Raw genomic sequence first — 25,321 nt, 5'->3', positions numbered from 1 at the left:
TCGCCGTTGCGCCTGCGGCGGGCTGGGTTTGTGGTGGGTGCGGTGACGGGCCTCCGGGGCCGGTTGTGTGGACTGCTGTCGCTTTACGTCCACACAACCGGCCCCTCCGGCCCGTCCCCTCCCGTGAGGGGGGAGTGTGCGGGTGAGTGGGGGCGCGCGTTGTGGCACGTACACCTGACGTCGCGGGTCAGCGGGAATAGCTGTCCCAGCCCGTTGGGTTGTGGCCCCGCAGGGGGCCCTCGCAACCCTTACGGGAGCTGTTCGACCGACCCCTACGGGTCCGCAGGCCCCCTTGTACCCCCAACGCCCAGCCCCACCGTCCTCTTCCCACTCCCCCAACGGGAGGGGACAGACCGGAGGACGAAGTCTGTAGGGCTGTCACCGCACCCGACACCCACCCAGCCCGCCGCAGGCGCCACGGCGAGACGCCCCGCGGCGGGGGAGACGGGTACGTGCGGGGCGCCGCAAAGCGCAACGGCGAGCGAGCCCCGCGGCGCAGCAGACAACTACGTGCGGGGCGCCGCAATGCGCAACGGCGAGCAACAACCGCGGCGGGACAGACGGGTACGTGGGGGAGGGCCCTACAGGCGCTCGGGAGTGCGGATGCCCAGGAGGGCCATGCCCTGGTGGAGGGTGCGGGCCGTCAGGTCGCAGAGGAAGAGGCGGTTGGCGACCTGGTCGGGGCCGGACTCGGCCTTCAGGACCGGGCACTGGTCGTAGAAGGTGGTGAAGAGGGAGGCGAGGCCGTAGAGGTACGCGGCGACCTTGTGCGGCTCGTACGACGCGGCGGCCTCGAGGACCGTCTCGCCGAACTGGTCGAGGTGCAGGCCCAGCGCCCGCTCCGCGGGGGCCAGCGCCAGCTCCGGGTGCGCCTCGGGACGCGCGTCGCCGGCCTTGCGGAAGATCGAGCGGATCCGGGCGTAGGCGTACTGGAGGTAGACGGACGTGTCGCCGTTGAGCGACACCATCTGGTCCAGGTCGAACTTGTAGTCCCGGCTCGGCGACGTCGACAGGTCCGCGTACTTCACCGCGCCGATGCCCACCTGGGCGCCGTTCTCGGTGATCTCCTGCTCGGACAGGCCGATCGGCTCGCCCTTCTCCCGCACCACCGCCGTAGCCCGCTCGGCCGCTTCGTCGAGGAGGTCCTCCAGGCGGACCGTCTCGCCCGCGCGGGTCTTGAACGGCTTGCCGTCCGCGCCCAGCACCGTGCCGTAGCCCATGTTGTGCGCGGTGACGCCGTCGTTCAGCCAGCCCGCCCGGCGGGCCGTCTCGAAGACCATCCGGAAGTGGAGGGACTGGCGGACGTCGACGACGTAGAGCAGCGTCGTCGCCTGCAGGTCGAAGACGCGGTTGCGGATCGCGGAGAGGTCGGAGGCCGCGTAGCCGAAGCCGCCGTCCGCCTTCTGCACGATCAGCGGCACCGGCTGGTCGTCCTTGCCGCGGATCTCGTCGAAGAAGACGACCAGGGCGCCCTCGGAGCGGACGGCGACGCCCGACTCCTCCAGGAGGCGGGCCGTCTCGGCCATCATGTCGTTGTACGCGGACTCGCCGACGATCTCGTCGTCGCGGATCTCCATGTCCAGCTTCTCGAAGACCGAGTAGAAGTAGACCTTCGACTCGTCGACGAACCGCTGCCAGAGGTCGAGGGTCTCCTTGTCGCCGGACTGGAGGGCGACGACCCGCTTGCGGGCCCGCTCCTTGAACTCCTCGTCGGAGTCGAAGACCGCGCGCGAGGCCTTGTAGACCCGGTTGAGGTTGCTCATCGCCTGCTCGCCGTCGACGTCGGCCGCCGGGGCCAGCTCGCCGGGGTTCTCGATCAGGTACTGGATGAGCATGCCGAACTGGGTGCCCCAGTCGCCGATGTGGTGCCGGCCGATCGTCCGCTCGCCGGTGAAGTCCAGCATGTGGCGCAGCGCGTCGCCGATGACCGCCGAGCGCAGGTGCCCGACGTGCATCTCCTTCGCGACGTTCGGCTGGGCGTAGTCGATGACCGTGAGGCCCGGGTTGTCCTTCAGGGGCACGCCGAGCCGGTCGCCGTCGGCGGCGCGGGCGGCGAGCGTCTCGGTGATCGCCCGGTCGGTGATCGTGATGTTCAAGAAGCCCGGTCCGGAGACCTCGACGTCCTTGAGGAGGTCGCTCCCGCCGAGCGCGTCGACGACCTTGGTGGCCAGCTCCCGCGGGTTGCCCTTCAGCTTCTTCGCCAGTGCCAGCAGGCCGTTGGCCTGGAAGTCGGCCCGGTCGCTACGTCGCAGCAGCGGGTCCGCGGCGCCGGCCTCCGGCAGGGCTGCCGAGAGGGCGTCCGCGAGGCGCTGGTGGACCGAAGCTGCGAGGGAAGGGACCGAGGCCATGAAGCTGCGCTCTCTTCTAGACGTAGGTGTCTTTGAAGGGGAAAGGGTTTGCCACTGAGTATCCCACGCCGTTACCACTGAATTTCCGGACGGCGGGCGTCTGGGACAATGGCACCGTCAGGCTTTTGTGCGTCGCACGCGCAAGACGGCGCAATCGAGGAAGCACCAGGAAGAGGAAGGGCCGATCGTGGCTCAGCAGAGCACCGAGACCGACTGGGTCTCCAGGTTCGCGGACGAGGTCATTGCCGAGGCGGAGCGCCGCGCCCCCGGCAAACTGGCATCGGGTGCCTCCGCACCGGTCATCGTCTGCGCCTCGGGCCTGAGCCCCTCCGGCCCGATCCACCTCGGCAACCTCCGCGAGGTCATGACCCCGCACCTGGTCGCCGACGAGATCCGCCGTCGTGGCCACGAGGTCCGGCACCTCATCTCCTGGGACGACTACGACCGGTACCGCAAGGTCCCGGAGGGCGTCGAGGGCGTCGACAAGTCCTGGGCCGAGCACATCGGCAAGCCGCTGACCTCGGTTCCGGCGCCGGCCGGCTCGGCGTACCCGAACTGGGCGGAGCACTTCAAGGCCGCCATGACCGAGGCACTGGCCGAGCTGGGCGTCGAGTACGACGGCATCAGCCAGACCGAGCAGTACACCTCCGGCGTGTACCGCGACCAGGTCCTGCACGCGATGAAGCACCGCGCGGACATCGACGCGATCCTCGCCCAGTACCGCACCAAGAAGGCCCCCGCGAAGAAGTCCCAGAAGCCCGTCGACGAGGCGGAGCTGGAGGCGGCCGAGGGGTCGGGTGCGGCCAGCGAGGACGACGGCAGCGGCGGTTCGGCGGGCTACTTCCCGTACAAGCCGTACTGCGGCCAGTGCGAGAAAGACCTCACCACCGTCACCTCGTACGACGACGAGACCACCGAGCTGACCTACACCTGCACCGCCTGCGGCTTCGGGGAAACGGTCCGGCTGAGCGAGTTCCACCGCGGCAAGCTGGTCTGGAAGGTCGACTGGCCGATGCGCTGGGCGTACGAGGGCGTGATCTTCGAGCCGTCCGGTGTCGACCACTCCTCGCCCGGCTCGTCCTTCGTCGTCGGCGGGCAGATCGTCCGGGAGATCTTCGACGGCGCCCAGCCGATCGGCCCGATGTACGCCTTCGTCGGCATCAGCGGCATGGCCAAGATGTCCTCGTCGCGCGGTGGCGTGCCGACCCCGGGCGACGCGCTGCAGATCATGGAGGCGCCGCTGCTGCGCTGGCTGTACGCCCGCCGCAAGCCCAACCAGTCCTTCAAGATCGCCTTCGACCAGGAGATCCAGCGGCTCTACGACGAGTGGGACAAGCTGGAGGGCAAGGTCGCCGACGGCACCGCGCTGCCCGCCGACGCGGCCGCCCACTCCCGGGCGGTCCGCACCGCCGCGGGCGAGCTGCCCCGCACGCCCCGCCCGCTGCCGTACCGCACCCTCGCCTCCGTCGCGGACATCACCGCCGGCCATGACGAGCAGACCCTGCGGATCCTCGGCGAGCTCGACCCGGCCAACCCCGTCACGTCCCTGGACGAGACCCGGCCCCGGCTCGACAAGGCGGAGCACTGGATCAACACCCAGGTCCCGGCCGACCAGCGCACCATCGTGCGCGAGGAGCCGGACGCCGAGCTGCTGGCCTCGCTGGACGACCAGGGCCGCGAATCGCTGCGGCTGCTGCTCGACGGCCTGGACGAGCACTGGTCGCTGGACGGCCTGACCACGCTCGTCTACGGCGTGCCGAAGGTCCAGGCGGGCCTGGCCCCGGACGCCAAGCCGACGCCCGAGCTGAAGGTCGCCCAGCGCGCCTTCTTCGCGCTGCTCTACCACCTGCTGGTCGGCCGGGACACCGGGCCGCGGCTGCCCACGCTGCTGCTGGCGGTCGGCGCCGACCGGGTGCGCAAGCTGCTGGGCGGCTGACGGCGCTGCCGACCGGTCGTAGACGCCGCGCCGGGCTCTGCGACTCAAGGGTGAGAACGGGTTCGGCCCCGGGGAGGAGGATCCCCGGGGCCGAACCCGTCACGCTGGAGCCATGAGGGGAATCATCGGCTTCATCGCCATGCTGCAGGGAGCGCTCGGCTTCATCGGCAAGACGTTCTTCGACGGTGCCTGGGGGCTGCTGGCCCACTGGTTCGACCTGCCGTCGGTCGCCTACCTCGGCCTGTTCCTGGCCGGCGCGGCGCTGGCCGTATGGGGCGACACGGACAAGAAGCGGAAGGCGCAGCGGGTGTAGGGACGGCCTGGCCCGCCTCCCCGGCCCACGCACTCACGGGAGGTGCTCGCCCCCCGGCGCGTTACGCGATGTGCTCGTCCATCAGCTCGGCGTTGAGGCGGTCGGTGAACTGGTCCATGTAGCGGTTCAGTTCGCGCGACCGCAGACGGATCCCGTACTGCGCCTCCATGTTGGCCGCGAACGCGCCCGGCGTCGGCATGCCCTCGCCTTCGATGGAGCGCCGGAACACCTGGTAGACGTCCTCGTCGTGGGGCACCGCGGCCGGAACCTCAGCGGGCTGCGGGTCCGCCTCCGCGACGCCCTTGCCGAGCGGACGCGTTCCGCCTGCCCCGTTCGGCGCCGGGACCTGCGGCGCCGGCTCGGGCTCCGGCGCGCGCGGCGCCGGTACCTGCTCGCCCGTCGTCACCCGCTCGTCCGTCGACACCCGCTGCTGCTCGTCGTACGCGGGCTGGGCCTCCGGCTCCGGGCCCGGCTCCGGGATGTACGTCGGGTCGTAGTCGCCCTGGTACGCCACCTGCGGCGACGCGGCGAACCACTGGTTGGGCAGCTGCTCGTCGGGCATCGGCTCGTCGGGCAGCCGCTCGGCCGGCTCCTGGGCGCGCGGCTGCAGAGCGGGCTTCACCGACTGCTGCGGCGCCGGCAGCAGCTGCGGTTCGATGCCGGCCGCGGCGAGCCCCGCGGGAGCGGTTTCCGCCAGCGGCACCCCGTACCGGGCGAGACGCAGCGGCATCAGGGACTCGACCGGAGCCTTGCGGCGCCAGGCGCGCCCGAAGCGTGACCGCAGGCGCGCCTGGTAGACCAGCCGTTCCTGCTCCAGCTTGATCACCGCGTCGTACGACCGTAGTTCCCACAGCTTCATCCGCCGCCACAACAGGAACGTCGGGACGGGCGCGAGCAGCCAGCGGGTGAGGCGCACACCCTCCATGTGCTTGTCCGCCGTGATGTCGGCGATGCGGCCGATCGCGTGCCGGGCGGCCTCGACGGCGACCACGAACAGGACCGGGATCACCGCGTGCATGCCGACGCCCAGCGGGTCGGGCCAGGCCGCCGCGCCGTTGAAGGCGATCGTCGCCGCCGTCAGCAGCCAGGCGGTCTGCCGCAGCAGCGGGAACGGGATGCGGATCCAGGTGAGGAGGAGGTCCAGGGAGAGCAGGACACAGATCCCGGCGTCGATGCCGATCGGGAACACGTAGGAGAAGTTCCCGAAGCCCTTCTTGATGGCCAGCTCGCGGACTGCGGCGTAGGAGCCGGCGAAGCCGATGCCGGCGATCACTGCCGCACCGGCGATGACCACACCGATGAGGATGCGGTGGGTACGAGTCAACTGCGCCGTCTTCGTCGCGGACACCCGCGGTCCCTCCCCGGCTCGGCGAAATGGCGCGCCTAGCCTGGCACACCGCCCGCCGCGCCCCTCCGGGAGGTGCCCGGAGGGGCTGGGGCGGGCCGGCGGGGGACGTCAGACCGCCGTCAGGCTCGCGTCAGATCGATATCCGATCGGCATCCGATCGGCATCCGATCGACCTCAGTGGTTCGCCTTGAGGGCGGTGGCGACCGCTTCCTTCGCGGCGGCCTGGGCCTTCTTCAGCAGGTCGGCGCCCTTGGGGGTGTCGGCGCCGGCCAGGCCCGCGCCGTTGTAGTTGATCGTCACGACGATGTTGGAGGCGCGGGCGACGATCGTGGTGTTCTTGAAGTCGTTGCCCTCCTTCTTCACGTCGTAGGTGATCGCGGTCGCCTCGTCGCCGGTGCCGCCGGTCGGGGCGGCCTTGAGCTTCTTGGCGCCCTTGGTGGCCTTCGCGTCGCTGACCTGCTTGGTGTAGAAGTCGGTGGCGCGCTTCTCGCCGGAGCCGATGCCCGGGTCCGAGTCGTAGCGCTGGTAGCCGATGTCCAGCCAGCGGAACTGGGTGCCGTCGACGCCCTGCTCGTCGGAGCTGTTCCAGGAGCAGGTGCCGTGTGAGGCGTTGTCCGTGGACTGGCCCTGGTCCCCGGCGGCGTCCTTCACCTTGGGCAGCAGCTTCTTGACGGTGTCCTTGGAGAACGCCGAGCAGGGGTTCGGCAGCTTCTTGTACTTCGCGGGCTCCACGGTCGGCGACGGCTGGGCGGAGCGGCTGGGCGCGGCGGAGGAGGCGTCACCGGAACCGGAGTCCGAGCTGCCGCTGTCCGAGCCGGAGCAGCCGGCGACGAGCAGCACCGGTACTGCTGCGCAGGTGAGGAGGCTGGCGAGGCGCTTGGCTGAACGGTGCATGGTTCCTTCGCTGTTCGTCGTCGTGCGTCGGCGTCGTGTGGTCGGCGTCGTGCGGCGTTCGGCGTGGTCGGTCGTCGTGCGTCGTCGGTTCGCTAGAGGGCACGGTACGCGGCGCGGCGAGGTGGGTGACCGTTTCGTACCGGTCAGTACGAGGAGCGAAACGGGCATACGCCTCTGTCCGGACGATCGGCCCGAGTCGCTCAACTCGGGCTATTCGGCGAGGCGGTCGGCCAGCTCATCGGCCAGCGAACGGGCCTTGTCCTGCAGTTCCTGGCTCTCCGGCAACATCGACTTGTCCGTGGACCACTGGTCGTAGGTGATCGTCACGATCACGTTCGACGTGCGAAAGACCACAGTGATGTCGCGGTGCACACCGGAGTCCGCGGTGATCAACTTGTCATTGAGGAACGCCGCGTCCGCCAGACCGTCGAGCACCCGCGGCGCGGTGGAGGCGCCGGCGCCCGCACTCGGGTCCGTGGTCGGCGGCGCGGTCGAGGTCGTGCTCTTGTCCCCGCTCGCGTCCCCGCCCGGGCTCGCGCTCGGGTTCGCGCTCGCATCGGTGCCGGGTTTGCCCGAGGCGCTGGCCTTTCCGGAGGGGGCCTTCCCTGTGGCGGCTTCTGCGGGACTCTTCCCGGCGGCGGACTCCTCGCCCTTCGCGCCCCCCGTGCCCTTGCCCTTTGCGCCCTTTGAGTCCTTGGTGTCCTTCGCGCTCTTCGACGGGGGAGCGGTGGGGGAGGAGCCGGTGCCGCCGCCGGACGGGATCTGTGCGGCCAGTTCCTTGCTGTCGTAGATCCCCTGCGCCTTGTCGTCATCGCTGACGGCGGCGTCGTACGAGACCACGCGCTGGATGTCGAGGCTCAGGTGGCGGGTGCCCGCGTCGGTCTCGCGGGTCCAGTGGCAGCCGACCCGGCGGTCCGTGTCGTACGTGATGTCGGCCTGGCCGCCGTAGAGCTTGTCGGCCTCGGCGCCGGAGAGCTGCTGGCCGTCGCCGGGCAGCATGCCGCGGACAGTGCTGCGCGAGGGCAGCCCGCAGGCCTCCGGGAGGGTCTGGTAGCGGCCCGGTTCGGCGGACTGGCTCGTCGCGGCGGGGTCGCCGCCCTTGGCGTCGGCGGCGTCACCGTCGGTGCCGGGGCCGCCGGAGCAGCCGGCGAGACCGACGGCCAGCGCCGCGACGGCCACCAGTGCGGCACCGGGGGCGAACGGTTTGCGGGGCATCGTTCGCGGCTCCTTCCCTCGAATTCCCTCAAGAAATGCGGTTGCCGCCGGGCGGCGGCCGATGGACACAATGTCTATCGCACGTCTTGCCGCGCACGCCGGTTCACCGTCCAAGATCAGGTAATTTGTCCGGCTTTTGCGTTTTTCAGGTTTTCGGGGGAATGAGGAAGTTATGTCGTACGTCGAGGTACCCGGCGCCCAGGTGCCGATCCGGATGTGGACCGACCCGGCCACGGTCGAGGACGTGGCGATGCAGCAACTGCGCAACGTCGCCACCCTCCCGTGGATCAAGGGCCTGGCCGTGATGCCCGACGTGCACTTCGGCAAGGGCGCCACGGTCGGTTCGGTGATCGCGATGCGCGGGGCGGTCTGCCCGGCGGCGGTCGGCGTCGACATCGGCTGCGGAATGAGCGCGGTGAAGACCTCGCTCACCGCCAACGACCTGCCCGGCGACCTGTCCCGGCTGCGCTCGAAGATCGAGCAGGCCATTCCGGTGGGCCGGGGCATGCACGACGACCCGATCGATCCCGGCCGGCTGCACGGTTTCCCGACGGCCGGATGGGAGGACTTCTGGGCGCGGTTCGACGGGGTGGCGGATGCCGTCAAGTTCCGTCGCGAGCGGGCCGTCAAGCAGATGGGAACGCTCGGCAGCGGCAACCACTTCCACGAGATCTGCATCGACGAGGACCAGTCCGTGTGGATCATGCTGCACTCCGGGTCGCGCAACATCGGCAAGGAACTCGCCGATCACCACATGGGCGTGGCCCAGAAGCTGCCGCAGAACCAGGGCCTGGTCGACCGCGACCTCGCCGTCTTCATCGCGGACACCCCGCAGATGGCGGCGTACCGCAACGACCTCTTCTGGGCGCAGGAGTACGCCAAGCACAACCGCGAGATCATGATGGCGCTCACCCAGGACGTCGTCCGCCGCGAGTTCAAGAAGGCCAAGGTGACCTTCGGGGAGGTCATCTCCTGCCACCACAACTACGTGGCGGAGGAGCAGTACGACGGCATGGACCTGCTGGTGACCCGTAAGGGCGCGATCCGGGCCGGCGGCGGGGAGTACGGCATCATCCCCGGCTCGATGGGCACCGGCTCGTACATCGTCCGCGGCCTGGGCAACCCGGCGTCCTTCAACTCCGCCTCGCACGGCGCCGGCCGCAAGATGAGCCGGAACGCCGCCAAGAAGCGCTTCACCACGCGCGACCTGGCGGAGCAGACGCGGGGCGTGGAGTGCCGCAAGGACTCCGGCGTGATCGACGAGATCCCGGGCGCCTACAAGCCGATCGAGAAGGTCATCGACCAGCAGCGCGACCTGGTGGAGGTCGTCGCCCACCTCAAGCAGGTGGTGTGCGTGAAGGGCTGAGGGGCGCGAAAGGCTGAGGGGCGGCGTGGCGCGGGGTGCGCCACGCCGCTCTGCGTTACGTCGCTCTGCGCTGGGCCGCTGTGCGTGACGACCCGGGCCGGCCCTCAGGTGGTGCGAGTGCGGTGCACCTTCGTGTTGGAGGCCTGGGCGCGGGGCCGGACCACCAGGAGGTCGATGTTGACGTGGGAGGGGCGGGTGATCGCCCAGGCGATGGTGTCGGCGACGTCCTCCGCGCTGAGCGGCTGCTCCACGCCCTCGTAGACCTTCGAGGCCTTTTCGGTGTCGCCGCGGAAGCGGGTGGTGGCGAACTCGTCGGTCTTCACCATGCCCGGCGCGACCTCGATGACGCGCACCGGCTCACCGCACAGCTCCAGCCGCAGCGTCTCCGCGATCACATGCGCACCGTGCTTGGCCGCGACATATCCGCCGCCGCCCTCGTACGTGCCATGACCCGCGGTGGAGGACAGGACGACGACGGTGCCGTCCCCGGAAGCGGTGAGCCTGGGCAGCAGCGCCTGGGTCATGTGGAGCACGCCCAGCACATTGACCTCGTACATGGCGCGCCAGTCGGCGGGGTCTCCGGTGGCCACCGGTTCCGCGCCGAACGCGCCACCGGCGTTGTTGACCAGGACATCGACGGACGGCAACTCGTCGAGCGAGGCCACGAAGGCGTCGACGGCGGCACGGTCGGTGACGTCCAGCGCATGGGCCTGGGCGTTCGGCAGCTCGGCGGCGAGCGCCTCGATGCGGTCCTTGCGGCGGGCGGTGAGCACGACGCGGTAGCCGGCGGCAGCCAGCGCCCGCGCGGTCGCGGCCCCGATGCCGCTGCTCGCTCCGGTGACAACGGCGGTACGGGCCTCGGCGCTGGGCGTGCGGGAGCTACGGGCATCGGCGCTACGGGCATCGGCGGTCATGACGCTCTCCTCGGAGCCGGTGGGACGGCGGGACGGCGAAGCGGCGCCCGTCGGCGTGACCGTTGTACGGCCTGGCCGCGGTCGCGGTGTGGCCAGGATATGCAGCGCCCGATCAACTGTTGATCAATTACTGGTGAGCACCTGATCAACGACTGTCGGGGCCCGGCGCCCGGTGGGGGCATCGCGCCCGGTGGGGCCGCCCGCCAGGAACAGGCGACTCACCGTCACAACGGTCAGCGGCTCCTGGGGCCGTACATGATCACTGCCATCCCGGCCAGGCAGATCAGCGCACCGATGACGTCCCACCGGTCGGGGCGATAGCCGTCGGCCACCATTCCCCAGGCCAACGATCCTGCGACGAAGACCCCGCCGTACGCGGCAAGGATGCGCCCGAAGTTGGCGTCGGGCTGGAGCGTGGCCACGAAGCCGTACACCCCCAGGGCGAGCACGCCGGCCCCGATCCACGCCCAGCCGCGGTGTTCGCGGATCCCCTGCCACACCAGCCACGCCCCGCCGATCTCGAACAGCGCGGCAACGACGAACAGGGCAGCGGAACGCGCAATAAGCATGCGGCGAGCGTAAGCCCGGCCCACCCCGCCGGTGCGCGAGAGCCTCCCTGGCGGTGCCCTCGCAGGTGAACGCCCGCCAAGGCATGCCACCCCGTGACTGCCACCTGCCACCCCGGGACTGTCAGTGGGGCATGAGAGCTTCGGGTCATGCTGATTGAACGGGCTTATCTGGACCTTCCGACGGGGACGGGGGCGGCCGAGGACGGCTGGCCGTGGACGGTGCCCTGTGTCCGGCAGCTGGCCGCCGAAGGGCTTGCCTTCCGTGCGCCCGTCACCTTCCTGGTGGGCGAGAACGGTTCGGGGAAGTCCACGCTGGCCGAGGCGCTGGCGGAAGGCTTCGGTCTGGATTCGTACGGCGGGTCGGCGGGCTACAAATACGCCTCCTCTCGTGAGGCTTCGCTGTTGGGCGGTCTGCTGCGGTTCGATCCGACGCGGGAGGGGCGGCGGATGGTGCGGGGGCCGCGGACGCGTCGCCGCGGCTTCTTCCTCCGGGCCGAAACGGCGCTGGAAGCACTGAACGGCGAGAGGAGTACCCGGCGGCTCTCCCAGGGCCCGGACGAGATGAGCCACGGCGAGAGCTTCCTGCTGGCCTTCCGCGAACGGTTCGCGGAGCGCGGCCTGTATGTGATGGACGAGCCGGAGGCGGCGCTGTCCTTCTCCTCCTGTCTGGAACTGGTCGGGCTGATGGACGAGTTGGCGCGGAGAGGCGCTCAGGTCGTGTGCGCCACCCACTCACCGCTGCTGACGGCTCTGCCCGGCGCGGAGATCGTGGAGGTCGGCGAGCACGGCATGCGGTCGGTGGAGTGGGCGGAGCTGGGCCTCGTCGATCACTGGCGGCGATATCTCAACGACCCGCGGGCGTATCTGCGGCATGTACTGACATCGGGCTGAGCCGCAGCGAGCTCCGACGCCAGCTGTGCTCCGACGCCAGCTGTGCTCCGACGCCAGCTGTGTTCGGACGCGAACCGTGCTCCGATGGCCACCGCGCAGCCATCCACCCCGGCGCAGCCGTCCGTCCCCCCGTAGCCGCCCGCCCGCGCAACCGTCCGCCTCCGCGGAGGTGGACGCCCCGCTCAGCCGTTCGCCGGTGCGGCGCCGGTCCACCGTAGGAGTGCGCTGCGCAGTGCCGCGGCACGTTCGGCGGGGGCCGTGGAGTCGGTGGCCCAGGCGATGTAGCCGTCGGGGCGTATCAGCAGGGCGGTGCGGCGGTCGCTGTCCCAGGCGGCCGGGATGACGCGGTCGTCGTCCGGACGCGGGCCGGTGGGCTCGTCGGCGGGGGTGATAAGGACGAACTTCCCCTGGCGGAGGAGTTCGTAGAGCCGGCCGCCGCCGGCGAGACGGATGTCCGGGGCACGGTGGCCGGCGAGCCGATGGGCACCCGGCCCGGCGGGATAGCTGATTCCGATACCGGAAATCGTGCGTATCGCGCGGCGGGACACCGGCCGCAGATGGTCGATGAGTCGCGCGGCGACTCCCCGGACCGCACGCCCGGGAGGGGAGTGCAGCAGGGCCATCCGCAGGATGGCGCCGCTGCTGCGCAGCACCGACTTGCCGACGGGATGCCGCTCGGCCTGATAGCTGTCCAGCAGGGACTCGGGGGAGTGGCCGCGTATCACGGCGGCCAGCTTCCAGCTGAGGTTGGCGGCGTCCTGAAGGCCGGTGTTCATGCCCTGGCCGCCCGCGGGGGAGTGGACATGCGCGGCGTCCCCGGCGAGGAAGACCCGCCCGACGCGGTACTGCGGGGCCTGGCGTTCGTCGCTGTGGAAGCGGGAGATCCAGCGGGCGTCCCGCATGCCGTAGTCCGTGCCGAGCGCGAGCCGGGTGACCTCGCGGGCCTCGTCGAGATCGGCGGGCGTGCCGTCGTCGGCCTGACGGTGGCGGTTCCAGCCGATGACGCGGTACCAGCCGTCCCCGAACGAGCCGATCAACGCGAACGCCTCCCCCGTGGCGTTGAAGGTGAAGGGGGACGGTGGCGTCTCGTCCAACCGGACGTCGGCGAGGATCACCGAGCGGATCACGGACTTTCCGGGGAAGGGCAGGCCCACGGCCTCCCGGATCGTGCTGCGCACTCCGTCGGAGCCGACGAGGTAGGCGGCGCGGGCGCTGCCGATGCCGTCGGCGGTGCGCAGCTTCACCGTCACCCCCTCCTCGTCCTGGTCGAGGCCGAGCACCTCCGAGTCGTACCGGAACACCACGCCGGCCTTCCGCGCCCGCCGCTCCAGCAGCCGTTCGACCTCGAACTGTGGGGTGATCAGGACGAAGGGGAAGCGGCTGGCGAGCTGCGTGGGGTCGAGAGTGGCCTCCCCGAAGAGCCGGAGGCGGGAAATCGGGTGGCCGCCGGCGATCAGCTCATCGGCGAGGCCACGGGCGTCGAGCTGCTCGAGCGTGCGCGCATGGACGGCGAGGGCGCGGGTGAGGTTGCTGGTGGTGTCGGCGCGACGTTCGAGAAGCGTGACGGCCAGGCCGGCCTCGGCGAGGTCCCCGGCGAGCAGCAGCCCGGTGGGCCCGGCACCGACGACAAAGACGTCCGCGGTGTCCGTCATGCCCCCGCCCTCTGTCATGTCTGCGGCATCCCCGCTGTTTGTGCCGGGTGCGAGGTGTGCGGCGGCTTCCGGGAGGTCTCTGACCTCGGCCTCCGGGGCCGTGCTGCGCCCCTGGTCCCGGGGGCCGGACTGGTCCGGTGTGCGGTTCATGGCGTCCATGGCTTCCGCCTCCTCTGCGTGCGACTGGGCCTCTGCGTGGGTCTATGTCAACGCATGTTGGTCAACGCTTGTTGGCAAGCGTAAGCCGCGCCGGCTTGGCGTGTCAACAGTCGTTGGCCTACAGTTGTTGACATGCCGCACGATCGCCCTCTTACTCCTGCTGAGCCCGCCACCCCCGCCGCATCCGCGGCCTCCGACGTCGACAGCGGCAGCGACACCGAGGCCGCTGCCGGCGCCCCGCCCGCCGGTCCCGCGGACCCGCCCCGCCGGTCGGCCGCGACCCGGGCCGCGATCCTGGCCGCCGCCCGTGACCGCTTCGCCGCGGACGGCTATGAGCGCGCCACGATCCGCGCCATCGCGCGCGAAGCGGGCATCGACCCGTCGATGGTCATGCGCTACTACGGCAACAAGGCCGGCCTCTTCGCGGCCGCCTCCGAGATCGAGGTGCACGCGCCCGACCTGAGCCACGTACCGCGAGAAGAAGCCGGCGCCCGGCTCGTACGTCACTTCCTCGAGCGGTGGGAGGGTGATGAGGTGCTGACCGGCATGTTGCGCGTCGGTGCGACGAACGAAGCAGGCGCGGAGCGGATGCGCGGGGTGTTCGCCGAACAGATCAGGCCGGTGCTCACGGCGGTCTGCCCGGTCCCCGAGGAGGCCCCGAAGCGCGCGGCGTTGATCGCCTCCCAGATACTCGGCATGGCGCTGTGCCGTTACGTCCTGCACCTCGCGCCGGCCGTCGCCCTCAGCCATGACGAGGTCATCGCCTGGCTGGCGCCCACGATCCAGCGCTATCTGACGGCGGAGCAGCCGTAGGGCGGGTCGTTGCCGGGCGGGGAGGGTACTCAGTCCCCGGACAGCGGCCGCGGCACCCGGCCGGCGACCCGCCCCATATTCCCCTCGAAGACCTGCCGCGCCTCCGGAGTCAGCGTCCGAAGCGCCACCATCGCCGTGAGGATCACATCGCACAGCTCGCTTTGCACGTCGTCCCAGGTGTGGCTGTGACCCTTTCGCGGGTTCTGGCCGGTCGCGCCGATCACCGCCTGCGCGACCTCGCCCGCCTCCTCGGAGAGCTTCAGGATGCGCAGCAGCCGCTCCTGTTCCGGTGGCAGCGTGCTTTCGCTGTCGAGCCAGCGCACCAGGTGATCGACGGTTTCCCAGACGGCTGACGGGGAGTCGGCCGGAGGCACGGAGGAGGCGTCGACGGGCGGAGGCGTATCGGACATGGCCCGATTGTGCCCGTGTCCGGCGGCGCACGCGCCTAGTGTGGATGAACCGCCGTATGTGAAGCCCGGTATGTGCACCGCCATAGGTGAAACCCCCTATACGAATCGCATACACGAATCGCCATGTACGAATCGCTTCGCGTACGAACCGCCGTGCACGAACTCGCCGTGCACCACCCCGTATTGCTGCTGGTTGGTGGGAAGGGGCACGCTTCAGATGGCCGAGCACCGCACGTCCCGCGATCCGCTCCCCGAGGAGCTGGTCGATTTCTACGGCCTGGTGCCGTTGCCGCGTGAGGGCGGGCGGTTCCGGCCTACGTGGGCGGGTCCGCCCCGGTCCGACGGACGGCCCGAGGGTACGGCGATCGTGATGCTGCTGACCGCCGAGCCGGGCGACTACTCCGCCCTGCACCGGCTGCCCACCGACGAGATCTGGCACTTCTACCGGGGCGATCCGCTCTCCCTCTTCCTGCTGACCGAAGGGCCCGACGAACACGGGCAGCCCCAGGAGGCCGAGGGGCACGGGGCGAGCGCTCCCGATGGCCGCGCGGCCCGTACGGTCGTCCTCGGGCCGGACGTCCTGGGCGGGCAGCACGTTCAGTTCACCGTTCCGGCCGGGACGTGGATGGCCGCCGAGGTCGCCGACGGCGGCTCCTGGACGCTGTTCGGCTGCACGATGGCGCCCGGTTTCACCTTCGAGGACTACGAACACGGGGACGCCGCCGAATTGGCCGCGCGGTTTCCCCGGGAGGCAGCGCGGATCGCCGCGCTGAGCCGGCCATGACAGGGGAGTGGACCCCTTTCAGCCTGAACGGCGGTGGGGCGGCGGTTACTCCCGGTGACGGCGGTGGGGCGGTCGGATTCGGCCCCCACCCTCATCCCAGGAGCCACCCCCACCTTCCCGATCTTTCGGGGGAAGTGGTGCTCGTTACCGGGGCGGCAGGTGGGGTCGGGCAGGGGATTGCGGTGCGGTTCGCCGAGGCCGGGGCGGCGGTGGTGGTGCATTACCGGACCGGGGCAGAGGCGGCGCGGGCGCTGGTGGGGCGGATCGAGGGCGGCGGGGGGAGTGCGTTGGCGCTGGCGGCCGATCTGGCCGTCGAGGAGGAGTGCCACCGGCTGGTGGCCGAGGCGGCCGGCTGGCGCGGGCGGCTCACCGCGCTGGTGAACAACGCCGGGGTGCAGCCGACACAGGAGCTGGCGGGGATGTCGCTCGCCGACTGGCGGGCGGTGGCGGATCTCAACGTGCACTCGGTGTTCGCCTGTACGCAGGCCGCGGCGGCCGTGATGCGGGAGGGCGGCGGCGGGTCGGTGACGCATATCGCGTCGATCGAGGCGGACCGTCCGGCGCCGCAGCACGCCCACTACTGCGCGTCGAAGGCGTCGGTGGTGATGCACGCACGCGCCGCCGCGCTGGAGTACGGCCGGTACGGCATCCGCGTCAACAGCGTCTCGCCGGGCCTGATCGACCGGCCCGGGCTGGCCGAGGACTGGCCCGACGGAGTACGGCGCTGGCACGCGGCGGCGCCCGCCGGGCGGTTGGGGCGGCCGGAGGACGTGGGCGACGCCTGTGTGTTCCTCGCCTCACCGATGGCGTCCTGGATCACCGGGCAGAACCTCGTGGTGGACGGCGGAGTCTCCGCCCGCCCTACGTGGTGAGCCCCCTCGCCCTACGAGACCTGACCACCCACCGGCTCACCGGCGCCCAGACCAAGCCGAACCGCCCCAGCCCCACCGAGCAACAAGCCGCCGAACCGTTACTCCCCCCACGCAACAATCCGCCGAACCGTTACGGCCACACCAGGCAATAAGCCTGGTGGCCCGCCTCGTGGAGGCGGTGGCTGAAGTCCTGCCATTCGTGGAGGAGCTGGTAGACGGCGAAGGCGTCGCGGGGGCCGCCGCGGTCGGGGACCGTGGACCAGATGAAGGCGGCCGCGCCGACCGATTCCTCGCCGATGCCGCGCAGCGGGTCGACCACGGTCATGGGGAGCTTGACGACGGCGTAGTCGGGGTGGAGGACGACGAGTTCGAGCGGCGGAACCTTATGGAGGGGTATGCCCTCTATGCCGGTGAGGACCATGGCAGCCATGGTCTCCGGCTTGATCTTGGTGAACATCCCGCCCATGCCGAGCTCGTCACCGCCGAGTTCCTCAGGGCGCATGGAGATCGGGACCCGGGCCGCCGTCGCGCCGTTGGGCGCGCCGAAGTACTTGTAGGTCACCCCCATGCGGCCGCCCCTGATGTCCCCACCCTTGATGCCTTCGGTCTCGCGCCGGTGACGGCCGCGCTGGGCGCGCCCGGAACCCCGGTCATCGGTTCCTTCGCCCAGTTCGCCACCGCGATGCATATCTCCACCCGACCACTCGCAGCCCCAGCCGCGCAACCCGATCATCGTCTCAGAGACCTCCCCCGTCACCGGCGCGCGAAACGCCCGGCCGCACGCCCCCGTGCGCCTCTGAGACCATTGCTTGCGTGACTCACTCGTCCGTCGCCCCAGTTTCGCAGACAAGCGGGGGCTGACGCCCGGTCGAAAGCGAGAGGAATCAAAAAAGGATCGAGTGGGAACCGCGCGGCGCCTTAGGTGGTCCAAGCGGGGATTCCCATGCCGTTGTCAGCCGGGGCCGTGCCCGTGCGCCGCCGCCCTCCCCGTTTATGCAGGTCAGGATCACAGTGTCTTTTCCGTATGAAGCCCCTGTTTCGCAGTCGCTGTTCGAGCGCGCCTCCGTGGTGACGCCCGGCGGCGTCAATTCACCGGTGCGGGCGTTCCGCGCCGTTGGCGGTACGCCCCGTTTCATGGTGTCCGGTACCGGTCCGTACCTCACCGACGCCGACGGCCGTGAGTACGTCGACCTCGTGTGCTCGTGGGGGCCGATGATCCTCGGGCACTCGCACCCCGAGGTGATCGCGGCGGTCCAGGAGGCGGTCGCGCGCGGCACGTCCTTCGGTACGCCCGGCGCGGGCGAGGTCGAGCTGGCCGAGGAGATCGTGGCCCGGATCGAGCCGGTCGAGCAGGTGCGCCTGGTGTCGTCCGGCACCGAGGCGACGATGTCGGCGATCCGTCTGGCGCGCGGGTTCACCGGCCGCCCCAAGGTGGTCAAGTTCGCCGGCTGCTACCACGGGCACGTGGACGCGCTGCTGGCCGCGGCCGGCTCGGGCGTGGCGACCTTCGGGCTGCCCGACACGCCCGGCGTGACCGGCGCGCAGGCCGGCGACACGATCGTGCTGCCGTACAACGATCTGGAGGCGGTGCGGGCCGCGTTCGCCGCGCACCCCGGCGAGATCGCCTGTGTGATCACCGAGGCGTCGCCCGGCAACATGGGCGTGGTGCCGCCGCTGCCCGGCTTCAACCAGGGCCTCGCGGACCTGTGCTCGGCGAACGGCGCACTGTACATCTCCGACGAGGTCATGACCGGCTTCCGTGTCAGCAAGGCCGGTTGGTACGGGATTGATGGGGTTCGTCCGGATCTGATGACCTTCGGCAAGGTCATGGGCGGCGGCTTCCCGGCTGCGGCGTTCGGCGGCCGCGCCGACGTCATGGCGCATCTCGCCCCGGCCGGCCCGGTCTACCAGGCGGGCACCCTGTCCGGGAACCCGATCGCCACCGCCGCCGGTGTCGCGCAGCTGCGGCTGCTGGACGACGCCGCGTACGAGAAGGTCGACGCGGTCTCCGCCGAGCTGCGCTCGCTGGTCGGCGGGGCGCTGGCCAAGGAGGGCGTGGCGCACCGGCTCCAGGCGGCGGGGAACATGTTCTCCGTCTTCTTCACCGAGCAGGACGTCACCAACTACGACGAGGCCAAGGCGCAGGAGTCCTTCCGCTTCACCGCGTTCTTCCACTCGATGCTGTCCCAGGGCGTCTACCTCCCGCCGTCCGCGTTCGAGTCGTGGTTCGTCTCGACCGCGCACGACACCGCGGCCGTCGAGCGGATCGCGGCCGCCCTGCCGGCCGCCGCCCGGGCCGCCGCCGAAGCGACGGAATGAGGGGGAAATGAACCAGAGCAGCAACGACGTCCCCGCCGGCGACAACGGTGACGACATCACCGTCGTCCACCTCATGCGGCACGGCGAGGTGCACAACCCGGAGGGCGTGCTGTACGGGCGCCGGGCCGGCTACCACCTCTCCGAGCTGGGGCGGAAGATGGCCGACCGGGTCGCCGAGCACCTCGCGGACCGGGACATCACCCATGTCGTCGCCTCGCCGCTGGAGCGTGCGCAGGAGACCGCGACGCCGATCGCCGCGGCGCACGGTCTCGACCTGGCCACCGACGAGCGGCTGATCGAGGCGGCCAACGTCTTCGAGGGCAAAACCTTCGGGGTCGGTGACGGGGCGCTCAAGAAGCCCGGCAACTGGAAGTACCTGACGAATCCGTTCCGGCCCTCGTGGGGCGAGCCGTATCTCGAACAGGTCGTACGGATGATGGCGGCGCTCGGCGCGGCGCGGGACGCGGCGCGCGGGCACGAGGCGGTGGCGGTCAGCCACCAGCTGCCGATCTGGATCGTCCGCAGCTTCGTGGAGCGGCGGCGGCTGTGGCACGACCCGCGGAAGCGGCAGTGCACGCTGGCCTCGCTGACGTCGTTCACGTTCCACGGCGACAAGATCATTTCGGTGGGGTACAGCGAACCGGCGCGCGACCTGGTTCCCTCCCACCTCCTGGCCGGCGCCAAACCGGCGAAGGGGAAGAGCAAGGCCTACGGAGCCTGACCCTGCATCAGGTGGCGGAACGTCAAAGCCGAGCAGAAATGGAATATCCGGCCGAATAACTCGTGACCCCGGTGCTCAACATGCCCACTTCTCGATTGTCCGTTTATATGGATATTGAGTTCGGCGAGCACGGATGGGGACGAGGGCATGCGCGCGATCAGTCGGCGAAACCTGCTGGGCCTGGGAGTTGGCGCAGCCGCGGCGCTGGGCGTCGCCGGCTGCTCCACGCCCGGCCCGCAGGTCGGCGCCGACAGGCGGAAGGTCAAAAGCTCCGTCCAGGCCCGCCCCAAGCTCATCGGTGACGGCTCGACGGCAAATTACGGTGCGCAGCCGAACCAGCCGAAAGCACCCGAACGGATGGAGCCCGGACAGACCCCGCCGCAGTTCGTGGTCTTTTCCTGGGACGGCGCGGGAGAGGTCGGAAACGGCCTCTTCCCCCGCTTTCTCCAGCTCGCCAAGGACCACGGCGCGGCCATGACCTTCTTCCTCTCCGGCCTCTATCTCCTGCCGGAATCCCAAAAGCACCTCTACGAGCCGCCGAACAACCCGACCGGCGCCTCCGCCATCGGCTACCTCGCCGACGACCACATCAGGGAGACGCTCACGCACGTCCGCCAGGCCTGGCTGGACGGCCACGAGATCGGCACCCACTTCAACGGCCACTTCTGCGGCGACGCCCCGACCTCCGTCAAACACTGGACCCCCCGCCAGTGGTACTCCGAGATCGACCAGGCGATGGACTTCGTCACCAAATGGCGGACGAATACCGGCTTCGCCGAGGCCGACCCGCTGCCGTTCGATTACCGGCGGGAATTGGTCGGTGGCCGTACGCCCTGTCTGCTCGGCCAGCGAAATCTGCTGCCCGCCGCCCGGGCACTCGGCTGGCGCTACGACGCGAGCTCGCCCGGCGGCCTCCAGATGTGGCCGAAGAAGAAGTTCGGTCTCTGGGACTTCCCGCTCCAGCAGATCCCCTTCCCGGGGCACTCCTTCGAGGTGCTCTCGATGGACTACAACCTCCTCGCCAACCAGTCCAGGAACTCCACCAAGGCCCCGCCGGCCAACTATCCCGGCTGGCGGCAGCAGGCCACCGACGCGTATATCTCCGGATTCCGCCGCGCCTACGAGACCAACCGCGCCCCCCTCTTCATCGGCAACCACTTCGAGGAGTGGAACGGCGGCATCTACATGGACGCCGTCGAGGAGGCCCTCAAGTACATCGCCAACGAGCAGAACCGCGATGTCCGTCTGGTGTCGTTCCGGCAGCTCACCGACTGGCTCGACGCCCAGGACCCCGAGGTGCTGCGCAGGCTCCAGGAGGTCCCGGTGGGCGCGCGGCCCGCCGAGGGCTGGAAGGAGTACCTCTCGGCCACGTGACCGCGTGATCGCGTGACCGCCTGACCGCGCAACGTACCGGTCCGGCCCCGCGCGCCCGCCGGCCCGCCGCCTGACATGCCCCTTCGGGCGGGGACAGGCCGGGCGAGGGGGGCGCGGAAGATCCGGAATCGGCCCATGCGAAACTTTTCACATGAGTGCTGACGCCCCACGCCGCCGCACGCGCCGCCGCCGGATCCTCCTGTTCGCCGCAGGGGCCGCGGCCGCCTCGCTGTGCTTGAGCGCCTGCGGGGACGGTGCCTCCGGAGGCTCGGCCCAGACCCGTTTCGTCCAGGGCAAGGACGGCGTCGACACCGTCAAGAAGGCCGACCGGCAGCCCGCGCCCGACCTGTCCGGCGAGACCACCACCGGCAAGCAGCTCGACGTCGCCGACTACAAGGGCAAGGTCGTCATCCTCAACGTCTGGGGCTCGTGGTGCGGCCCCTGCATCGCCGAGGCCCCCAACTTCGCCAAGGTCGCCAAGGAGACCAAGGACAAGGGCGTCCAGTTCCTCGGCATCAACACCCGCGACTCCCAGAAGTCCCAGGCCACCAGCTTCGAGGAAGAGCACAAGGTGCCCTACCCGAGCCTGTTCGACCCCACCGGCCGGCTCATGCTGCGCTTCCCCAAGGGCAGCCTCAACCCGCAGTCCATCCCCTCCACGATCGCCATCGACCGGCACGGCAAGATCGCCGCCCGCTCGATCGGCCCGCTCACCGAGGACGAACTGCGCAGCATGGTCAAGCCGCTGATCGCCGAGAAGTGATCCCGCCAGAGATGGAACTCACCCAGCTCGCCGTCGCCCCCGACCACACCGTCGTCTCCGGCACCCTGCTCGCCGCCGTCCCCCTCGCGCTCCTCGCCGGTCTCGTCTCCTTCTTCTCCCCCTGCGTCCTGCCGCTGGTCCCCGGCTACATGTCGTACGTGACCGGCGTCACCGGGACCGACCTCGGCGAGGCCCGCCGCGGCCGGATGCTCGCCGGCGCCGGACTCTTCATCCTCGGATTCACCGCGGTCTTCGTCTCCGGCGGCGCCCTCTTCGGCTTCTTCGGCAAGACCCTGCTGGACTACAAGGACGTCATCTCCCGCGTCCTCGGCGCCCTGCTGATCCTCTTCGGCCTGACCTTCGCCGGCGTCCTGCAACGCTTCGGGCAGCGCGAGTTCCGCTTCCACAAGAAGCCCGCCATGGGCCTGGCCGGCGCGCCGTTCCTCGGTGTGCTCTTCGGCCTCGGCTGGACCCCGTGCCTCGGCCCCACCTTCGCCGCCGTCCAGGCCCTCACCCTGTACGACGCCAGCGCCGCCCGCGGCGCGCTGCTCACCGTCGCCTACTGCCTCGGCCTGGGCGTGCCGTTCATCGCCGTCGCGCTGGCCTTCCGCCGCGTCCTCGGCGCCTTCGGCTGGGTCAAACTCCACTACCAGTGGGTGATGCGGATCGGCGGCGGCATGATGGTCGCCCTCGGCGTCCTCCTCGTCACCGGCCTCTGGGACAGCATGATGTCCGAGCTCCAGAGCTGGACCCAAAGCTCCACCGTTGGGATCTGATCGATGTCCACCAAGACCGACACCCCCCGCGACCCCGGCGCGCCCGGCGCCGACGACGCGGGCGCCGACCTCGGCGCGGCCGGCTCCCAGCTCTCCACCGCGCCCCGCGAAGACGTCACCCTGCCCTCGCTCGGCCCGGTCGGCTGGGTCCGCTGGTTCTGGCGGCAGCTGACCTCCATGCGGGTCGCGCTGCTGCTGCTCTTCCTGCTGTCGATCGGCGCCATCCCCGGCTCGCTGATCCCGCAGACCAGCATCGATCCCGTCAAGGTCGACCAGTTCAAGGCCGACCACCCCACCCTCGGCGACGTCTACGACAAGCTGGGGATGTTCCACGTCTACAGCTCGGTGTGGTTCTCCGCCATCTACCTGCTGCTGTTCATCTCCCTGATCGGCTGCATCGTGCCGCGCAGCTGGCAGTTCGTCGGCCAGCTCCGCGGCCGCCCCCCGGCCGCCCCCCGCCGGCTGACCCGGCTGCCCGCGTACACCACCTGGCGCACCGACGCCGCACCCGACGACGTGCTCGGCGCCGCCGAGCGGATGCTGAAGAAGCGCCGCTTCCGCGCCCACCGAGCCGGCACCGCGGTCGCCGCCGAGAAGGGCTACCTGCGCGAGGTCGGCAACCTCGTCTTCCACGTCGCGCTGATCGTGATGCTCGTCGCGTTCGCCGTCGGCAGCCTGTGGAAGTCCGAAGGCGGCAAGCTGATCACCGAGGGCGACGGCTTCGCCAACAGCCTCACCCAGTACGACGACTTCAAGTCCGGTGCCTTCTTCGACACCGACACCATGGAGCCGTTCGGCTTCACCCTCGACAAGTTCGACGCGACCTACGAACGCACCGGCCCGCAGAAGGGCACCCCGCGGGTCTTCCGCGCCCACATCCGGTACTTCTCCGGCGCCGACGGCCAGGAACACAAGACCACCATCGAGGTGAACACCCCCCTCGACATCGCCGGTTCCAAGGTCTACCTGCTCTCCCACGGCTACTCGCCCGACGTCACCGTCAAGGACGGCCGCGGCAAGACCGTCTACAACGGCGCCGTCCCCTTCCTCCCCCAGGACCCGAAGAACTTCACCTCCACCGGTGTCGTCAAGGTCCCCGGCGCCCGCACCAAGGACGACCGGCCCAACCAGCTCGGCTTCCAGGGCTTCTTCGTCCCCACCTTCGGCGGCAAGGGCTCCGGCTCGATGTTCTCCACCTTCCCGGCGCTCGACAACCCCCGCCTGGTGCTCACCGCGTACCACGGTGACCTGGGCGTCGCCTCCGGGCTGCCGCAGAACGTCTACCAGCTCGACAAGAAGGACCTGAAGCAGTACAAGATCGACGGCCGGGCGGTCGCCCAGATGATGAAGCCCGGCGAGACCATGAAGCTCCCCGGCGGCGACGGCAGCATCACCTTCAACGGCGTCAAGACCTGGGCCAGCTTCAAGATCAGCCACCAGCCCGGCAACGGTCTCGCCCTCACCGGCGCGGTCGCCGCCCTGCTCGGCCTGGCCGGCTCCCTGTTCATCCAGCGGCGCCGCGTCTGGGTCCGCGCCGAGTGCGGGGCGAACGGCGTCACCGTCGTCGAGCTGGCCGGTCTCGGCCGCAGCGAGTCCGCCCGCCTCCCCGAGGAGCTCGGCGACCTCGCCGCGGCCCTGGAGCCCGACGCCCCGCTCGCCCCGCACCCCGACCCGGACGCCGACCCCGACCCGGACCCCGGGGCGGCCCCCGCCACCCCCTCCGAAGACCCCGCGGAGCCCACCGACTCTGACGGTCCTGCTGACCCCTCCGAAGGAGCGCGCGCGTGAACCTCGCCGCCGCAGCCAACGAGACACTGGCGCACAACAGCAATGTCCTGGTCTATTCGGCCATGGCGATCTACACCCTCGCCTTCGTCGCGCACATGGCCGAGTGGGTGTTCGGCAGCCGCAGCAAGGTCGGCCGCACCGCCGCCGCCCTCACCCCGGACGCCACCGCCTCGGCGCCCGCCACCGTCACGGCCCGGCAGAGCGGCGGCACCGCCGTACTGGAACGGCCCAAGGTCATCACCAAGTCCGTGGCCGGCAGCCGCGACGTCCCCGACGGCCCCGGTGCCGCCGGCGGCACCGAGAAGGGCGACCTCTACGGCCGCATCGCCATCTCGCTGACCGTCCTCGCCTGGGCGCTCCACGTCGGCGGCGTCGTCACCCGTGCCCTGTCCGTACAGCGGGCCCCCTGGGGCAACATGTACGAGTTCTCCACCACCTTCGCCGCCGTCGCCACCGGCATCTACCTGCTGCTGCTCGTCCTGGGGAAGAACGTCCGGTGGATCGGCCTGCCGCTGGTCACCACCGTCCTGCTCGACCTCGGCCTCGCCGTCTCGGTGCTCTACACCGCCAGCGACCAGCTCGTCCCGGCGCTGCACTCCTACTGGCTGTGGATCCACGTCAGCTGCGCGATCCTCTCCGGCGCCGTCCTCTACCTCGGCGCCGTCGCCACCCTGCTCTTCCTCTTCCGCGACCGCTACGAGGCCAAGCTCGCCGACCCGGCCGGCAAGCAGCCCGGCGCCTTCGCCGCCTCCGTCCTGGAGCGGCTGCCCTCCGCCGCGTCCCTCGACAAGTTCGCCTACCGCGTCAACGCCACCGTCTTCCCCCTGTGGACGTTCACGATCATCGCGGGCGCCATCTGGGCCGAGGCCGCCTGGGGCCGCTACTGGGGCTGGGACCCCAAGGAGGTCTGGTCCTTCATCACCTGGGTCGCCTACGCCGGCTACCTGCACGCCCGGGCCACCGCCGGCTGGAAGGGCCGCAAGGCCGCCTGGCTGGGCCTGATCGCCTTCGCGTGCTACCTCTTCAACTACTACGGCGTGAACATCTTCGTCACCGGCCTGCACTCCTACGCCGGCGTCTGAACCACCCGCACCAC

At 70.6% G+C, this 25,321-nt stretch carries 23 protein-coding genes; 14 read left to right on the top strand and 9 right to left on the bottom strand.

The window, feature by feature from the left end:
• Positions 1-581: 581 nt before the first annotated feature.
• Complete coding sequence (argS, locus tag ACGF4C_RS22310; RefSeq protein WP_393568516.1) at positions 582-2,348, bottom strand: arginine--tRNA ligase; 1,767 nt, start codon at positions 2,346-2,348, stop codon at positions 582-584.
• Positions 2,349-2,535: 187 nt separating this feature from the next.
• On the opposite strand from argS, the gene lysS reads away from it, so the two are divergent.
• Both lysS and ACGF4C_RS22300 read left to right on the top strand, forming a co-directional pair.
• The gene (lysS, locus tag ACGF4C_RS22305) at positions 2,536-4,284 is read left to right on the top strand and encodes a lysine--tRNA ligase (RefSeq protein ID WP_393568514.1); all 1,749 of its coding nucleotides are present in this window, start codon (positions 2,536-2,538) and stop codon (positions 4,282-4,284) included.
• A gap of 112 nt (positions 4,285-4,396) precedes the next feature.
• Complete coding sequence (locus ACGF4C_RS22300) at positions 4,397-4,597, top strand: hypothetical protein (protein WP_393568512.1); 201 nt, start codon at positions 4,397-4,399, stop codon at positions 4,595-4,597.
• Between the two features lie 61 nt (positions 4,598-4,658).
• On the opposite strand, the gene ACGF4C_RS22295 is transcribed toward ACGF4C_RS22300, so the two are convergent.
• From ACGF4C_RS22295 to ACGF4C_RS22285, 3 genes are all read right to left on the bottom strand, one after another.
• Positions 4,659-5,945, bottom strand: coding sequence for a DUF2637 domain-containing protein (locus ACGF4C_RS22295; protein ID WP_393568510.1), 1,287 nt, complete (start codon positions 5,943-5,945; stop codon positions 4,659-4,661).
• A gap of 174 nt (positions 5,946-6,119) precedes the next feature.
• Positions 6,120-6,839 (bottom strand): DUF3558 family protein, encoded by a 720-nt coding sequence (locus ACGF4C_RS22290; protein ID WP_393568509.1) that lies wholly within the window; start codon positions 6,837-6,839, stop codon positions 6,120-6,122.
• A gap of 210 nt (positions 6,840-7,049) precedes the next feature.
• Positions 7,050-8,054, bottom strand: a complete 1,005-nt coding sequence (locus ACGF4C_RS22285; RefSeq protein ID WP_393568507.1) for a hypothetical protein — start codon at positions 8,052-8,054, stop codon at positions 7,050-7,052.
• A gap of 172 nt (positions 8,055-8,226) precedes the next feature.
• Between ACGF4C_RS22285 and ACGF4C_RS22280 the strand changes: the two genes are divergently transcribed.
• Positions 8,227-9,420, top strand: a complete 1,194-nt coding sequence (locus ACGF4C_RS22280) for an RtcB family protein (RefSeq protein ID WP_393568505.1) — start codon at positions 8,227-8,229, stop codon at positions 9,418-9,420.
• 104 nt (positions 9,421-9,524) lie between these two features.
• Here the strand turns inward: ACGF4C_RS22280 and ACGF4C_RS22275 are convergent, their stop codons facing one another.
• Complete coding sequence (locus tag ACGF4C_RS22275) at positions 9,525-10,334, bottom strand: SDR family NAD(P)-dependent oxidoreductase (protein ID WP_393568503.1); 810 nt, start codon at positions 10,332-10,334, stop codon at positions 9,525-9,527.
• A gap of 233 nt (positions 10,335-10,567) precedes the next feature.
• Positions 10,568-10,903 carry a YnfA family protein gene (locus tag ACGF4C_RS22270; RefSeq protein ID WP_030416806.1) on the bottom strand — a complete coding sequence of 112 codons (336 nt, stop codon included), beginning with the start codon at positions 10,901-10,903 and terminating at the stop codon, positions 10,568-10,570.
• A gap of 147 nt (positions 10,904-11,050) precedes the next feature.
• Between ACGF4C_RS22270 and ACGF4C_RS22265 the strand changes: the two genes are divergently transcribed.
• On the top strand, positions 11,051-11,794 hold the full coding sequence (locus tag ACGF4C_RS22265; protein ID WP_393568502.1) for an AAA family ATPase: 744 nt from the start codon (positions 11,051-11,053) through the stop codon (positions 11,792-11,794).
• A gap of 182 nt (positions 11,795-11,976) precedes the next feature.
• Here ACGF4C_RS22265 and ACGF4C_RS22260 read toward each other — a convergent pair whose 3' ends face one another.
• Entirely contained in the window at positions 11,977-13,605 is a 1,629-nt protein-coding gene (locus tag ACGF4C_RS22260) for an FAD-dependent monooxygenase (RefSeq protein WP_393568500.1), read from the bottom strand.
• Between the two features lie 132 nt (positions 13,606-13,737).
• Between ACGF4C_RS22260 and ACGF4C_RS22255 the strand changes: the two genes are divergently transcribed.
• The gene (locus ACGF4C_RS22255; protein ID WP_393568498.1) at positions 13,738-14,418 is read left to right on the top strand and encodes a TetR family transcriptional regulator; all 681 of its coding nucleotides are present in this window, start codon (positions 13,738-13,740) and stop codon (positions 14,416-14,418) included.
• Between the two features lie 29 nt (positions 14,419-14,447).
• On the opposite strand, the gene ACGF4C_RS22250 is transcribed toward ACGF4C_RS22255, so the two are convergent.
• Positions 14,448-14,828, bottom strand: coding sequence for a MazG-like family protein (locus tag ACGF4C_RS22250; RefSeq protein ID WP_393568497.1), 381 nt, complete (start codon positions 14,826-14,828; stop codon positions 14,448-14,450).
• A 217-nt stretch (positions 14,829-15,045) separates the two neighbouring features.
• Here ACGF4C_RS22250 and ACGF4C_RS22245 point away from each other — a divergent pair, with 217 nt between their 5' ends.
• Positions 15,046-15,612 carry a cupin domain-containing protein gene (locus tag ACGF4C_RS22245; protein WP_393568496.1) on the top strand — a complete coding sequence of 189 codons (567 nt, stop codon included), beginning with the start codon at positions 15,046-15,048 and terminating at the stop codon, positions 15,610-15,612.
• 134 nt (positions 15,613-15,746) lie between these two features.
• Positions 15,747-16,484 carry an SDR family NAD(P)-dependent oxidoreductase gene (locus tag ACGF4C_RS22240; RefSeq protein ID WP_393568494.1) on the top strand — a complete coding sequence of 246 codons (738 nt, stop codon included), beginning with the start codon at positions 15,747-15,749 and terminating at the stop codon, positions 16,482-16,484.
• 130 nt (positions 16,485-16,614) lie between these two features.
• On the opposite strand, the gene ACGF4C_RS22235 is transcribed toward ACGF4C_RS22240, so the two are convergent.
• Positions 16,615-17,172, bottom strand: coding sequence for a hypothetical protein (locus ACGF4C_RS22235; protein WP_078866473.1), 558 nt, complete (start codon positions 17,170-17,172; stop codon positions 16,615-16,617).
• A gap of 323 nt (positions 17,173-17,495) precedes the next feature.
• Here ACGF4C_RS22235 and hemL point away from each other — a divergent pair, with 323 nt between their 5' ends.
• The 7 genes from hemL (at position 17,496) to ccsB (ending at position 25,307) form a co-directional block, all read left to right on the top strand.
• The gene (hemL, locus tag ACGF4C_RS22230) at positions 17,496-18,803 is read left to right on the top strand and encodes a glutamate-1-semialdehyde 2,1-aminomutase (RefSeq protein ID WP_393568492.1); all 1,308 of its coding nucleotides are present in this window, start codon (positions 17,496-17,498) and stop codon (positions 18,801-18,803) included.
• A 7-nt stretch (positions 18,804-18,810) separates the two neighbouring features.
• Positions 18,811-19,524, top strand: coding sequence for a histidine phosphatase family protein (locus ACGF4C_RS22225; RefSeq protein ID WP_201810625.1), 714 nt, complete (start codon positions 18,811-18,813; stop codon positions 19,522-19,524).
• A gap of 147 nt (positions 19,525-19,671) precedes the next feature.
• Entirely contained in the window at positions 19,672-20,898 is a 1,227-nt protein-coding gene (locus ACGF4C_RS22220) for a hypothetical protein (RefSeq protein WP_393568490.1), read from the top strand.
• Between the two features lie 151 nt (positions 20,899-21,049).
• Positions 21,050-21,661, top strand: coding sequence for a TlpA disulfide reductase family protein (locus tag ACGF4C_RS22215; RefSeq protein ID WP_310727759.1), 612 nt, complete (start codon positions 21,050-21,052; stop codon positions 21,659-21,661).
• Between the two features lie 11 nt (positions 21,662-21,672).
• A complete protein-coding gene (locus tag ACGF4C_RS22210; protein WP_393568488.1) occupies positions 21,673-22,437 on the top strand; it encodes a cytochrome c biogenesis CcdA family protein in 765 nt (254 codons plus the stop codon).
• Positions 22,438-22,440: 3 nt separating this feature from the next.
• Positions 22,441-24,225 (top strand): cytochrome c biogenesis protein ResB, encoded by a 1,785-nt coding sequence (locus ACGF4C_RS22205; RefSeq protein ID WP_393568487.1) that lies wholly within the window; start codon positions 22,441-22,443, stop codon positions 24,223-24,225.
• Positions 24,222-25,307 (top strand): c-type cytochrome biogenesis protein CcsB, encoded by a 1,086-nt coding sequence (gene ccsB / locus ACGF4C_RS22200; protein ID WP_393568485.1) that lies wholly within the window; start codon positions 24,222-24,224, stop codon positions 25,305-25,307. Before ACGF4C_RS22205 ends, ccsB begins: the two co-directional genes overlap by 4 nt.
• Positions 25,308-25,321: the final 14 nt, after the last annotated feature.

The organism is Streptomyces sp. NPDC048197 (assembly GCF_043202395.1).
GTDB classification, from domain to species: domain Bacteria; phylum Actinomycetota; class Actinomycetes; order Streptomycetales; family Streptomycetaceae; genus Streptomyces; species Streptomyces siderophoricus.
This window is presented reverse-complemented; position numbering and strand designations above follow the sequence as displayed.